9 protein-coding genes are annotated in these 13,876 nt (G+C 71.0%); 3 read left to right on the top strand and 6 right to left on the bottom strand.

Annotated features, from left to right (window positions below):
• Window positions 1-122 precede the first annotated feature (122 nt).
• From IU476_RS13175 to IU476_RS36125, 3 genes are read right to left on the bottom strand one after another with little or no spacing between them, the layout of a single operon-like run.
• Window positions 123-932, bottom strand: coding sequence for a hypothetical protein (locus IU476_RS13175; protein ID WP_195099984.1), 810 nt, complete (start codon window positions 930-932; stop codon window positions 123-125).
• Window positions 929-1,933 (bottom strand): hypothetical protein, encoded by a 1,005-nt coding sequence (locus tag IU476_RS13180; protein ID WP_195099986.1) that lies wholly within the window; start codon window positions 1,931-1,933, stop codon window positions 929-931. The genes IU476_RS13175 and IU476_RS13180 overlap by 4 nt, the downstream gene beginning before the upstream one ends.
• Window positions 1,930-3,192 (bottom strand): hypothetical protein, encoded by a 1,263-nt coding sequence (locus IU476_RS36125; protein WP_228823645.1) that lies wholly within the window; start codon window positions 3,190-3,192, stop codon window positions 1,930-1,932. The genes IU476_RS13180 and IU476_RS36125 overlap by 4 nt, the downstream gene beginning before the upstream one ends.
• 243 nt (window positions 3,193-3,435) lie before the next feature.
• On the opposite strand from IU476_RS36125, the gene icmF reads away from it, so the two are divergent.
• The 3 genes from icmF to IU476_RS13200 all read left to right on the top strand — a co-directional run bounded on the left by icmF (window position 3,436) and on the right by IU476_RS13200 (window position 9,489).
• Window positions 3,436-6,684 (top strand): fused isobutyryl-CoA mutase/GTPase IcmF, encoded by a 3,249-nt coding sequence (gene icmF / locus IU476_RS13190; protein WP_195099988.1) that lies wholly within the window; start codon window positions 3,436-3,438, stop codon window positions 6,682-6,684.
• An 82-nt stretch (window positions 6,685-6,766) separates the two neighbouring features.
• Complete coding sequence (locus tag IU476_RS13195) at window positions 6,767-7,852, top strand: amidohydrolase family protein (protein ID WP_195099990.1); 1,086 nt, start codon at window positions 6,767-6,769, stop codon at window positions 7,850-7,852.
• Between the two features lie 107 nt (window positions 7,853-7,959).
• Window positions 7,960-9,489, top strand: a complete 1,530-nt coding sequence (locus IU476_RS13200) for a flavin-containing monooxygenase (protein ID WP_195099992.1) — start codon at window positions 7,960-7,962, stop codon at window positions 9,487-9,489.
• Here the strand turns inward: IU476_RS13200 and IU476_RS13205 are convergent.
• The 3 genes from IU476_RS13205 to IU476_RS13215 are packed head-to-tail and all read right to left on the bottom strand — an operon-like array spanning window position 9,444 to window position 13,821.
• Window positions 9,444-10,244 carry a helical backbone metal receptor gene (locus IU476_RS13205; RefSeq protein ID WP_195099994.1) on the bottom strand — a complete coding sequence of 267 codons (801 nt, stop codon included), beginning with the start codon at window positions 10,242-10,244 and terminating at the stop codon, window positions 9,444-9,446. The two genes, IU476_RS13200 and IU476_RS13205, sit on opposite strands and share 46 nt — an antisense overlap.
• A complete protein-coding gene (locus IU476_RS13210) occupies window positions 10,241-11,008 on the bottom strand; it encodes an SWIM zinc finger family protein (RefSeq protein ID WP_195099996.1) in 768 nt (255 codons plus the stop codon). Before IU476_RS13210 ends, IU476_RS13205 begins: the two co-directional genes overlap by 4 nt.
• Window positions 11,005-13,821, bottom strand: coding sequence for a DEAD/DEAH box helicase (locus IU476_RS13215; RefSeq protein ID WP_195099998.1), 2,817 nt, complete (start codon window positions 13,819-13,821; stop codon window positions 11,005-11,007). The genes IU476_RS13210 and IU476_RS13215 overlap by 4 nt, the downstream gene beginning before the upstream one ends.
• Window positions 13,822-13,876 lie beyond the last annotated feature (55 nt).

Here is a 13,876-nt window from a genome sequence, read left to right on the forward strand (position 1 = left end):
CCGTTATCGCGACCGTGCTGCCGAGGGCGGTCGCGGCGGCGACGATGCGGAGGGCGCCGGCGAGCCAGGGTTTCGGGGTGGTCGTGCGGGAAGTCATCGGGCCGAACTCCTTGTCGGATCGCTTATTTGGCCGGGGTCGGCGGGGTTTCCGGGGCGGCGGCGCCCGGTTCGAAGACGCCCTCGAGATGCCAGACGCCGGTGAATCCGTTGAACGGGCCGCCCACGATCAGGCTGGTCCACTGCAACGTGAAGGCGCGGGTCTTCGGGTCGTAGGTGCCGGTCGCCGAGGGCCCTTGGGGCGCATCGGATTTCGGCTGGTTGAGCCACTGGTGTGCCACCCAGTCCCAGACCTTCTGCACCTGCTCGGCACCCGCCACCTGGGCGCCCTGCTGCTCCGGCGGTTTGGGTGCGCCCTGGTTGAATTCCTGGTCGTTCCAGGACGCCGCCCACGACGACAGGTCGGCGGTGAGCTTGCCGCCGTCGGCGATCACCGAGGGCGCCGGGACCTGCCGCCGGGTCTGCGGGTCCGTCGGATTGGTGGAGGTGCCGAATTCGACGCCGAAGAACTTGGTCGGCCGGGTGATCGACGCCGCGAGCGAATTGCCGTGGTCGAAGCCGGGATTCGGCTCGCTCTGATAGCCGCCGGTGCGCAGTCCGCCCGCGGTGCCCGGCGCGAGCAGCGTGGTCGAGCCGCCCTGTGCCGGGGAGTCGCCATTGGGCATGTACGGTCCCTGTTCCGCGGTGCCGCCCGGCTGGACCATGCGGAACCAGGTCCCGGTCACGGTGTCGCCGCTGACCGCGCCCGGAGTGAAGCGCAACAGTCCGATCAGCGGTTCCGGGCCCGGTGCCGCCGCATCATCACCGCCGGAGCAGCCGGACAGCAGCGCGGCCGCCGTCACCAGTGCCGCACTCAGGTATACGCGTGCCCTCATCGTCCGTCGCCTCCGGTCGTCTTGTGCCGCTTGCCTGTCGCGGCCGTCGCGGCGGCCAGCGCGAGGATCCCGGGCACCAGGTAAAACCAGCCCAGTGCGCGAAACGCGGTGAATCCCAATGGTTTTGTCGACGCGTTCAGCGCGGCCACCGCGCCGAAGTTGTCGATGTTGTCGTTCATTGCCCCGATGAGTGCGGCGAACCGGGAAGTCATGGGCTGCCAACGGGTTTCGAGGGCGGCGATCCCGGTCAGGTCCGCTTCTGGGTGTGCGGCGCGCACCGCCGGGACGTAGCGGCTGTTCAGCTCCCCGTCGGCCGCGACCAAAGTCACGAAATAGCCTTGTACCTCACGCACTTCGGCGCGGGTGAGGATGGGCCCGAATCCGTCGATCACCGGCTGTCCGGCACCGGCCGCGCCGAACAGTCCGCCCGCGACCGGCACCGCGACGAGCACCAGGCCCGCGACCGCCGCCACCGAACGCCACACCGGCGCGGACCGGCCCTCGGCGGCACGCCGGAAGCCGAATATCCCTGCGGCCGTGAGAAGTACGCCGGGCAGCGCGAGCAGCCACGGCAGCACGTCGAACGACGGGAGCGCCGCCAACCGGTCGTAGTCGCCGCGGTGCCGGTCGATCGTGTCGATCGTGCCGCCCAGATCCGAGCGGATTCCGGGGTACTCCCGCACGAACCGATCGATCCGCTCGGAGGCGAACGGCTCCTCGCCGCGCGCCCGCAACTCGAGCACGTTCGCGCGGGCATCGTCGAGCGCCGCCAGATCCAACCGGTAATCGGCCAGCGCGCTCGCGGTCACATACGGCGCGAAGCCGTGAATCATGGCAGCGCCCTTGGCCGTTCGCGGAAACATGCCCGTCACGATCGGCGCCAGCACCAGCACGATGCCGATCACCGCCAGCGCCGCGAACGGCCACCGCGCCCGAGCCGGAGGCGCCGCCTCGACGCTGGACACATAGTCCGCATAGGCGGGCAACCCGGCGGAGGTCATGAGCGCCCGCGCCCGACGAGCCGATCGGCGCTGAAGAACACCCCGGTCGCCACCACGGCAAGAACGACCAGCAACGGAATCACCCACACCGGTTCCCGCTCCCGCCCCGGAACCTCCCCGACCCGCGCCGCCAACGCCGCCTCGGGCCCCGACCCCACCTGCGCCACAGCCCCATTCACCCCACCCCCAGACTGCCCTGCACCCGCACCACCAGGCGCGGGTGGTGCACCGGTAGCCCCGAGCACCGATCCGGCAGGCGGCGCACCCGGGGAACCCCCAGGCACCGGAGCAGACCCGTCAGGCGGCCCAGCGATAGGAGCCCCTGGAATCGGCGCAGAACCGACAGGCGGCGCACCCGCGGAAACCCCAGGCACCGCAGCAGACCCGGCAGGCGGCCCAGCGATGGGGGCCCCGGGCGTCGCGGAGCCCGCCGGGGCACCGCCGGGAGCAGGCGTGTCCCCCGAACCCGCGGGCGGCGCAGTGGCGGGCGCGGGACCCGCGGGTGCGCCCGGCGGCGCGGAACCCGCGGGTGGTGCGCCGAGGGGAGCCGCGGGTTGTGCCGGAGCCGCTGCGGCCTGTAGCCCGCCACCCCGGTACTGTCCCGCGAGATGCCACAGGCCGGTGAAGTTGTTGAAGGGGCCGCCGACGATCTGGCTGGTCCACTCGAGGACGAAATTGCCTGCGGTGTCGATGGTTCCGCGGACCGCGCTCGTCTTGCCGGGCAGACCGCCGCCGGGTTTGGGCGCGCCCTGGTTGAACACCTGGTTGTTCCAGGTGACGCCCAGGCTGCTCAGGTCGCCCGACAGGCGTCCGCCGTCGGCGAAGATCTCCGGCAGCGCGGTGCCCGCGCCGGTCTGCGGGTCGGTCGGATTGGTGGCCGTGGCGAAATCCACGCCGTAGAAGCGGACCGGCGTGGTGACCCGGCCGGACCGGGCGTTGCCGGACGCGTCGAACGCCGCGTCGGGCTGGGGCTGGTAGTCGCCGACGATCAGGCCGCCGTCGGTGCCCGCCGCCAGCGGCGTCACCGTGCGGTCGCTGCAACCGGAGTCGCTGTTCTGCAGGTACGGCCCGCCCGCGTCGCCGGTCGGCAGGATCATGCGGAAGAAACTGCCGGTGACCGCGCCGTTCGCGCAGACGCCCGGCGACAGCGCGAACAACCCGGGCAGCGGCACGGGATCCGCGTGCGCGGGCGGTGTCGCTATCGCCGAGACGCCGAGCGCGGCGACGGCGGCGGCCAGCCGGTACCGGATCGGTCCCATGCCATGTCTTTCGATCGGTGCAGATGAACGGGCCCGGTCGACCCGGGCACGTCCATGGCAGCTCGAGTGCGGGCAGAAGTCGCCGGTTCTCGTCAGGCTGAACCGAAATACGCCCGCAAACTTCCGGGCACCGCACCTGGCGTTGTGAGTGCGCTCACCGTAGAATTAGTTTGACGTCCTAGTATCTGTCGCCAAAACATGCACAGCCCGCACCGCACATCGTCGCCACCGGCGGAGGATCCCATGCCCGACACCCCCACTCTGCACACGCCCGTGCACCCCGTGCGCTTCGTGACCTCGGCGGCCCTGTTCGACGGGCACGACGCGGCCATCAACATCATGCGGCGAATCCTGCAGTCACAGGGCGCCGAGGTGATCCACCTCGGGCACAACCGGGCCGTGCACGAGGTGGTCGACGCCGTCCTCACCGAGGACGCGCAGGGCGTCGCGGTCAGCTCGTACCAGGGCGGGCACGTCGAGTACTTCGAGTACCTGGCGACGGCGCTGCGCGAGGCCGGCGCCGGGCACGTGCGCATCTTCGGCGGCGGCGGCGGGGTGATCGTCGCCGACGAGATCAAGCGGCTGGCCGAGTCGGGCGTGCGGATCTTCTCCCCCGAGGACGGACAGCGGCTGGGCCTGCCGGGCATGATCAACGAGCTGGTCCGCGACTGCGACGTGGACCTGTCGCGGGAACCCGCGCCGGTCGACGCCGTGCTGTCCGGCGAGCGGCGGGCGCTGGCGCGCGCGATCACCTGCCTGCAGCAGGACGCGCTCCCCGCCGCCGACCTGGCCGCGCTCACCGCCGCGGCGGCGAGCAGGACCGTGCCCGTACTCGGCATCACCGGTACCGGCGGCTCCGGAAAGTCCTCGCTGACAGACGAACTCGTGCGCCGGCTGCGCTCGGACCAGCAGGACAAGCTGCGCGTGGCGATCCTCGCGGTGGATCCGACGCGGCGGCGCGGCGGCGGCGCGCTGCTGGGCGACCGCATCCGGATGAACGCCCTCGACGGCGACCACATCTACTTCCGCTCGCTGGCCACCCGCGGCGGCCGCGAGCTGCCGACCAACGTCGACGCGATGATCCTGGCCTGCAAAGCCGCCGGATACGACCTGGTGATCCTGGAGACCCCGGGCATCGGCCAGGGCGACGCGGCAATCACCGACCACGTCGACCTGTCGATGTATGTGATGACGCCGGAGTTCGGCGCGGCCTCGCAACTCGAGAAGATCGACATGCTCGACTACGCGGACGTGGTGGCGATCAACAAGTTCGAGCGCCGCGGCGCCGCCGACGCGCTGCGCGACGTGTCCCGCCAGCTGGTCCGCAACCGCGAGGCGTTCGGCTCTTCCCCCGACGACATGCCCGTCTTCGGCACCAGCGCGGCCACGTTCAACGACGACGGCGTGACCGCGCTGTACCAGCACTTGGCCGGCCGGCTCAACGAACTGGGCCTGCCTCTGGAGCCCGGCGCCCTGCCGCGCGTGAACACCAAGGCCTCCACCCGCTTCGCGCAGATCATCCCGCCGTCGCGGGTGCGCTACCTGGCCGAGATCGCCGAGACTGTCCGGGACTACCACGCCGACACGCTGCGGCAAGTCGCTGCCGCGCAACGGGTTCAGCGTTTGGAGCAGGTCCTCGGCGAGCTGGCCGCCGCCGACACGCCCTCCGGAATGACGGAGGCGCAGTCGGCCGTCGCCGCGCTCCTGGAACAAGCCCGCACCGAGCTGACTCCCGAAAACGCCGCGCTGCTTGCCGAATGGCCCGCACTCGCCGAGTCGTACCGCGGCGAGGAGCAGGTGGTGCAGATCCGCGACCGCGAGCTGCGCACCACGCTGCGCCGAACCTCGCTGTCCGGCAGTTCGATTCCGCGCGTCGCCCTGCCCCGCTTCACCGATCACGGTGAGCTGCTGCGCTTTCTGCGTTCCGAGCACCTGCCCGGCCGATTCCCGTTCACGGCAGGCGTTTTCCCGTTCAAGCGCGACAACGAGGATCCGGCGCGCATGTTCGCCGGCGAGGGCGACCCGTTCCGCACCAACCGCCGATTCAAGGTGCTCTCGGAGCACTCGGACGCGAAACGCCTGTCCACCGCCTTCGATTCGGTGACCCTCTACGGCCACGACCCGGCCGAGCGCCCCGACATCTACGGCAAGGTCGGCACCTCCGGCGTCTCGATCGCCACCCTCGACGACATGAAGGCGCTCTACGACGGCTTCGACCTGACCGCGCCCACCACGTCGGTGTCGATGACGATCAACGGCCCCGCGCCGACCATCCTCGCCTTCTTCCTCAACACCGCGATCGACCGCGCGCTGGAGAGTTTCACCGAAACCGAAGGGCGCGAGCCGAATTCGGAGGAGGCGGCCGAGATCCGCGCGCGGGCACTGGCGACCGTGCGCGGCACCGTGCAGGCCGACATCCTCAAGGAGGACCAGGGCCAGAACACCTGCATCTTCTCCACCGAGTTCAGCCTGCGCATGATGGCCGACATCCAGGAGTGGTTCGTGCGCAACAGCGTTCGCAACTTCTACTCGGTGTCGATCTCCGGCTACCACATCGCCGAGGCCGGGGCGAACCCGATCAGCCAGCTCGCCTTCACCCTCTCCAACGGATTCACCTACGTGGAGGCGTATCTCGCGCGCGGCATGCACATCGACGACTTCGCGCCCAACCTGTCGTTCTTCTTCTCCAACGGCATGGACCCGGAGTACTCGGTGATCGGCCGGGTCGCGCGGCGCATCTGGGCGGTCGCCATGCGCGACAAGTACGGCGCCAACGAGCGCTCGCAGAAGCTGAAGTACCACGTGCAGACCTCCGGGCGGTCGCTGCACGCACAGGAGATGAGCTTCAACGACATTCGCACCACGCTGCAGGCGCTGATCGCCCTCTACGACAACTGCAACAGCCTGCACACCAACGCCTACGACGAGGCCGTCACCACCCCGACCGAGGAGTCGGTGCGCCGGGCCCTGGCCATCCAGTTGATCATCAACAAGGAGTGGGGTCTGGCGATGAACGAGAACCCGCTGCAGGGCAGCTTCATCATCGACGAACTCACCGACCTCGTCGAGGAGGCCGTGCTGACCGAGTTCGAGCGGATCAGCGAGCGCGGCGGCGTGCTGGGCGCCATGGAGACCGGCTACCAGCGCGGCCGCATCCAGGACGAGTCGATGCTCTACGAGCACCGCAAGCACGACGGCAGCCTGCCGATCATCGGCGTCAACACCTTCCGTAACCCGCACGGCGAGCAGCAGCAGGTGCTGGAGCTGGCGCGCGGCACCGAGCAGGAGAAGCAGTCGCAGCTGCGGCGCACCCGCGACTTCCAGGACCGCCACCGCGACGAGGCGCACGCCGCGCTGGCCCGGCTGGAGGCCGCCGCGCGCGGCGACGACAACGTCTTCGAGGTCCTGATGGACGCCGCCCGGGTGTGCACGCTGCAGCAGGTCACCGACGCGTTCTTCACCGTGGGCGGGCAGTATCGCCGCAACGTGTGAAACCCGGCGATCTCCCGCGATCGCCGGTCGCCGCGTGTGACAATCGCCTGGTCGCACGGGTAGCGAAGGCGAAAGGGGCGATATGGACCTGGCGGGTATCAGCGTCGTGGACGCGCACGTCCATCAGTGGGACCCGCTGACGACGCCGCGGGATTTCAGCCTGCTGGCCAAGGTGTTCCGCTACGCCCCGTTCTCGATCGACGTCGCGGCCCGCCTGGCGCCGCGGCGCGACCGCGAGTTCGTCGGCGACCCGGACATCTACGTGCGTCCCTACCTGCCCGCCGACTACCGCGCCGATCTGGCCGAGGTTCCGGTCGAGGCGCTGGTGCACGTGGAGGTCGAATGGGCCGGCAAGGCGCCGGCGGCGAAGGCGGACGAGACGCGGTGGGTGGCGAGCCTGCCCTTCGGCGTCGACACGCCCGCGCTGGGCGCGATCGTCGGCAGCGGCGATCCCGCGGCCGAGGATTTCGCCGCGCTGATCGACTCGCACCAGTCGGCGTCGTCGCTGTTCCGCGGCATCCGGACGATGGTGGCGCATCATCCCGACCCGAGCGTGCGCTCGTTCTGCGCCGCGCCGGGCGCGCTGACCACCAAGGCGTTCCTCGACGGTTTCGCGGTGCTGGCCGAACGCGGCCTGACCTTCGACGCGTGGGTGTACTCGCATCAGCTGCCGGAGGTGACCGCGCTGGCGCGGCGCTATCCCGAGGTGACCATCGTGCTGGACCACCTGGGCACGCCGGCCGGGATCTTCGGCCCGGTCGGCAAGCACACCGGCGTCAACCCCGGCCTGCGGCGCGAACTGTTCGTGCGGTGGCGCGACGACATCGCCACCCTCGCCACGCATCCGAACGTGGTGGCCAAGGTGAGCGGGCTGGCCATGCCCATCCTCGGCCATCCGGTCCCGGTGCGGGGCAACCCGACACCCGTTCCGCAACTGCTGGACCGCGCCGCGCCGCTGCTGCACCACGCCTTCGACGTCTTCGGCGCGCAGCGGCTGATCTGGGGTTCGGACTACCCGGTGGACAAGCCGATCACCAGTGTCGGCAACAGCGCCCGGGTGGTGGTCGACGTGCTCGGCGACCACGGCGGCGGCGCGGTCGAACTCGACCAGGTCTTCCGCGGCAACGCTCAGCGGGTGTACGCGATCGACGCCGAACTGCTGACCTGATTCGCTCGGCGAACCCGGCCCACCGCGGGCCGCCGCCCGGGTAGCGTGACGGGCAGTGATGGCGGCCGACACCAGTTGCCGGGGTCGGTCTTCGCCCAGGAGGTTTTATGAGCGAGCAGACAGCGCGGTCGGCCGTGGACCACGAGGTGATCGTGGTCGGCGCGGGCTTCTCCGGCATCGGCGCGGCGATCAAGTTGCGCGAGGCGGGATTCGAGGACTTCCTGCTCGTCGACGAGGCCGACGGCGTGGGCGGGACCTGGCACTGGAACACCTATCCCGGTATCGCGGTGGACATTCCGTCGTTCAGCTACCAGTACTCGTTCGAGCAGAGCGCGGACTGGTCGCGGGTCTACGCGCCCGGACGCGAGCTGAAGGCCTACGCCGAGTACTGCACCGACAAGTACCGGCTGCGCTCGCGAATTCGCTTCCGCACCACCATCTCCGAGGCGGCGTTCGACGCGGGCCGCGACCGGTGGGTGCTGCGCACCGACGCGGGCGACGAACTCACCGCCCGCTACGTCATCGCCGCCACCGGCGTGCTCACCCGGCCGAAACTGCCGGACATTCCCGGCGTGTCGTCGTTCGCCGGGATCACCATGCACACCTCGCGCTGGGACCACGCGCAGGACCTGCGCGGCAAGCGCGTCGCGATCATCGGCACGGGAGCCTCTGCGGTGCAGGTGATTCCGACGATCGCGCCGGAGGTGGAGCGGCTGATCGTCTTCCAGCGCACGCCGATCTGGTGCCTGCCGCGGCCGGACGCGACCCTGTCGACACCGCTGCGCTGGGCGCTGCGGCACCTGCCCGGCGGACACGCGCTGACGCGGCTGGCCAGCCAGGCGTTCGTCGAGCTGACCTTCCCGCTCTCGGCGCACTACTATTCGACGCTGCCGCTGGCCAAGCTCGGCGAGCGCAGCGGCCGGGCACATCTGCGCAAGCAGGTGCGCGATCCCGCCATCCGGGACAAGCTCACGCCGCGCTACGCGCTGGGTTGCAAGCGTCCCGGCTTCTCCAACGACTATCTGGCCACGTTCAACCGCGCCGATGTAGTGCTGGAGACCGACCCGATCGCCGAGGTCACCGCCACCGGCGTGCGCACGGCGTCCGGCACCGAGCACGCCGCGGACGTGCTGATCCTGGCCACCGGGTTCAAGGTGATGGAATCGGGGAACATGCCGACCTTCCCGCTGCGCGGGGTCGGCGGCCTGGATCTGGAGAAGTGGTGGGACGAGCACCGCCTGCAGGCCTACGAGGGCGTGAGCGTGCCCGGCTTCCCGAACTTCTTCTCCGTCATCGGGCCCTACGGGTACAACGGTGCGTCGTATTTCACGCTCATCGAGATGCAGACCCACCACATCCTGCGGCTGCTGCGCCACGCTCGCCGCGAGCGGGCCACGCGCGTCGAGGTCACGCCCGAGGCCAACGCGCGCTACTTCCGCGAAATGCTGGATCGCCGTGCCGGACAGGTGTTCTGGCAGGACAGCTGCACGCTCGCCAACAGCTACTACTTCGACAAGAACGGCGACGTGCCGCTGCGTCCGATGAGCACCGTCGAAGCGGCTTGGCGCGCCGCGCATTTCGACCTCGGCGACTACCGCTTCGAGCGGTCCCCGGAGCCGGACGCCCGGGCCAGCTGAGCGGTCAGCTCGGCCCGCGCGGTGACCAGCGACGGGCCGTACCAGGTCAGGCTGCGGCCCGAGACCAGCGCCACCGGGATGCCCGGAAAGGCCTCGGGCCCATCGGTTTCGGTGAACACGTAGGGCTCGTCGGGCAGCACCGCCAGTTCGACGCCGGCGGTCAGTTCGGGAAGGTCCAGCGTGGGATAGCGTTCGGGGCGGGTGGCGTGTACCAGGCGCAGTCCGAGGCGGCGCGCCAGGTCACCGGTGAACGTGTCCCGCCCGACCACCATCCACGGGTCGCGCCACACCGGAATCACCGCGGCGCGCGGGGGTTCCGGCGCGGGTTCGGACCACGCCCGCTCGGCGGCGCGCAACCAGTCCGGCGAGTCGACGCCGAGTGCCTGCTCGAACAGCCGGGACAGTGCCGTGAACGCCTCGTCGACGGTCTCGATCCTGGTGACCCACACCGGGATTCCGGCCGAGCGCAGGCGGTCGACGTCGAGCCGCCGGTTCTCCTCCTGATTGCACACCACCAGATCGGGGGCCAGCTCGACGATGCGGCGCACGTTCGGGTTCTTCGTCCCGCGTACCCGCTCGACCGCGAGATCCGCCGGGTGCGTGCACCATTCGGTGGCGGCGATCAGCAGCTCGGGGCAGGTGACCGCGATCGCCTCGGTCAACGACGGCACCAGCGACACCACCCGGCGCACCGGACGCCGCACCGGGACCTCGGCATCGAGGTCGTCGCGGAGGGCGGCGTAGGCATCCGTCATACCGGCTGCCTCAGCAATTCCCGGTAGCGCTCCCGCAATTCCCGCAGACCGGTCTCGGCGGTCCGCTCGTCCTCGCAGGTCATCCGCAATGCCCGGCGCAGCGGGACGGGGTCCAGATCGTCCAGCGCGGGCCGGAACTCCGGCTCCGGGAGGCCGGGCAGCGTGATGTTCTCGCCGTACAGGTCGTCGGAGACCGTGCCGCCGCCGTCGTCCTGGACGCCGCTGATCAGCGTGTCGAGGTCCAGGCCGCGCAGGGTGAGCATGATCGACGGCTCGGCGTCCAGACGCTCGGCGACGATGTAGCAGACCGCCGCGACGTGCTTGCACGGCCACCCGGAATCCGGGCAGCTGCAGCCGAAGTCGAGTTCGGCGGCCGTGGTGGGCAGCAGCAGCGGACCCAGCTCTTTCGGCAGGGCGCCGGAGGCCAGCTGGACCAGCATGCCGGGTGTGTCGCGGACCAGATCGACCAGTTCGTCGAGCCGTTCGTCGCGCAACCGGCGCAGCGTCAACACCGAGGTGAACGGGCGCGGCTGGCTGCCCTGCACCTCCGCGGTCACCGCACCCGATTCGATGTGGTAGGTCACCACCTGCCCCGAGCGGGCGTAGGTGCGGCCGCGGGTGAGCCGGCCCGCGTCGGCGACCTGCTCGACCGCCTCGATGAACGACCGCCCCCACCAGGTGCGCGCGAAAGACCCCCGGCGGCTGCGTGGTTCGACGCCGCCGCGCACCGGCCGCCGCTTCCCGTACCGGCTGTAGTCGGTCACTCGCCCACCGCCTCCGCGCCGAGGGCGAACAGCCGCTGGATCTCGTCGTCGCCGAGTTCGGTGATCCAGTTCTCGCCGCTGCCGACGGTCAGATTCGCCAATTCCTGTTTGCCGCTGATCATGTCGTCGATGCGTTCCTCGATGGTGTCGACGCAGACCAGCTTGCGCACCTGCACGTCGCGGCGCTGCCCGATGCGAAACGCGCGGTCGGTGGCCTGGTTCTCCACCGCCGGGTTCCACCAGCGGTCCAGGTGCACCACGTGATTGGCGGCGGTGAGATTCAATCCGGTGCCGCCGGCCTTGAGCGACAACAGCATCAGCGGCGGGCCGTCGGCGCCCTGGAAGCCCTCGACCATGGCGTCGCGCCGCTTCTTGGGCACGCCGCCGTGCAGGAACGGGATCCGGGTGCCGAAGCGCTCGGTGAGATACGGCTCGATCAGCTCGCCGAACTCGCGGAACTGGGTGAACAGCAGCGCCTTCTCCCCGTCGGCGAGCACCGATTCCAGCACGTCCTCCACCAGCCCCAGCTTGCCGGAGCGGTGCTGCCCGCGCCGCAGCACGGCGGAACCGTCGCCGAGGAAGTGCGCGGGGTGGTTGCACACCTGCTTGAGCCGGGTCAGCGCCGCGAGCACCACGCCCTTGCGCTGAATGTCCTTGGACTGCCGCAGTTTCGCCACCATGTCGTCGACCACGGCCTGATACAGCGCGGCCTGCTCCACGGTCAGGTTGGCCCGCACCGTCATCTCGATCTTGTCGGGCAGGTCCGAGATCACCGCCGGGTCGGTCTTGACGCGGCGCAGCACGAACGGCGCGGTCACGGTGCGCAGCCGGGAGACCGCGTTCTCGTCGTGCTCGCGCTCGATCGGCACGGCGAAGCGGGCGTGGAACTGCGAAGCCTTGCCCAGCAGGTCGGGGGCGGCGAAATCCAGGATGGAGCGCAGCTCTTCGAGGCGGTTCTCCACGGGGGTTCCGGTGAGCGCCAGCCGCTGTCGCGCCGCGAGGTGCCGAGCCGCGCGGGACTGCCGGGTGTTGGCGTTCTTGATGTGCTGCGCCTCGTCCAGCACGACGCGCTCCCAGGTGCGGCGCTTCAGCTGCTCCACATCGCGGGCCAGCAGCGCGTAGGTGGTGATCACCAGATCCGAATCCGACACGGCCGCATCGAAATCCGCGCCGGAACGCCGATTCGCGCCGTGGTGCACCAGCACCCGCAGCTCCGGCGCGAAGCGCTCGGCCTCGCGCTGCCAGTTGCCGACCACCGACATCGGGCAGACCAGTAGCGTGGGACCGGGCGTGGAATCCCTTGCGGCGGTCTCCCTTTCGTGCAGCAGCAGGGCGAGCACCTGCACGGTCTTGCCCAGGCCCATATCGTCGGCCAGGATGCCGCCGCAGCCGTAGCGGTTCATCGTCGCCAGCCACGACAGGCCGCGCAGCTGGTACGGCCGCAGCTCGGCCTTTAACCCGGCCGGCGGCTCGACCGTCTCGGCCGCGCGGGTCGATTCCAGGAGACCGGCCGCCCAGCCGGTGGCGCGGACCTGTTCGATCGGCACGTCCTTGACCTGCGTCGCGGCGATCTGGCCGAGCACGTCGGTCAGCGAGCCGACGGCCTCGGAGGTGCGGCCGTCGAGATAGGCCGCGGCGGCGGCCAAAGCGCGGTGGTCGGCCTGCACCCACTGCCCGCGCAGCCGCACCAGATCGGACTTCGACTGCACCAGGCGCCCCATCTCCGCCGGGGTGAGCACCGTGTCCCCCAGAGCGAGTTCCCACCGGTACGAGACCAGGCCGCTCAGGCCCACGGCGGTCTCCGTGGCGGCCGGGCTCTGCACGGTCAGTCGCATGCTCGGCGCGACGACGCGCCAGGCGCGGGGCAGCAGCAGTTGCACGCCGGCCGCCTGCAGGGCGTGCGCGCCGTGCGCCACCAGGTCCTGCACCACGGCGGTCGGCAGCAGGAAGTCCAGGCCGCCCGGGTCGCGCGGGAGTTCGCGCAGCATCGGGTAGGCCTGCAGCGCCGCGGCCACCTTCTCCGACGCGAGTTTCAACCGGCCCGGGTCGCCCTGGATCGGAACCGGTTGCGGCGCTTCGCCTTCCGCGCGCAGGCACACCTCGAGCCGCCACAGCGCGTCGTAGCCCTCCGCGCCCGTCTCCGGGTCGTCCTCGGGCTCCAGCAGGCGCAGCACCAGTTCCGGCTCGCCCAGGGTGAGGCTGGTCCGCCACTCGTCCAGGGCCGCCGCCACGCGATGGGAACCCGACTCCAGCGGCGTGTCCGCGGCCAGCGCCGCCAGCAGCGGGTGCGTGTACCGCGAGGGACCGACGTGCGACCGCGCCAACGGGTCGGCCAGTTCGGCGATCATGTTCTCCAGCACCGCGGCGGGGCGGCCGGCGACGCGCAGCGCGGGCGGCATGGCGGCCGCGAGTTCGGCCAGCCAGGCGCGCTGCCGCTGCCCGCCGACCAGCCGCCACCGGACCCACCACGCGCCGTCCTCGCGACGCAGCTCGGGCACCACCCGGCCGGCCCGGATCCAGCGGTCCACACCGTGCGCCACGTGCGCGAGGAAGCGCAGGTCGGCGGCCACCGCGGTCGGCGGCAACTGTTGCAGCAGCACCTGCGCGGCCGTCTGCGGGACGAGCGCGTGCGCGCGCACCTCGGTGGGCGCGGGACCGGCCGGGCCGTCCACCAGCACCTGCGCGCGGTGCCGGAACCGGGACCTCGCGACGATGCCGCCGAGCGGATCGGGCAGGGCCGCCTCGGGCGCGCCGGACTCGGGGTGGCGCCACAGCACCAACCCCGATCCCGGCGTCCACAACCCGTGCAGCATCCGTCCATCCAATCAGCCGCCACCGACACGGTGGCACGGCGTCGCACACGACCGG

Source organism: Nocardia blacklockiae, assembly GCF_015477355.1.
Taxonomy (GTDB): Bacteria; Actinomycetota; Actinomycetes; order Mycobacteriales; family Mycobacteriaceae; genus Nocardia; species Nocardia blacklockiae.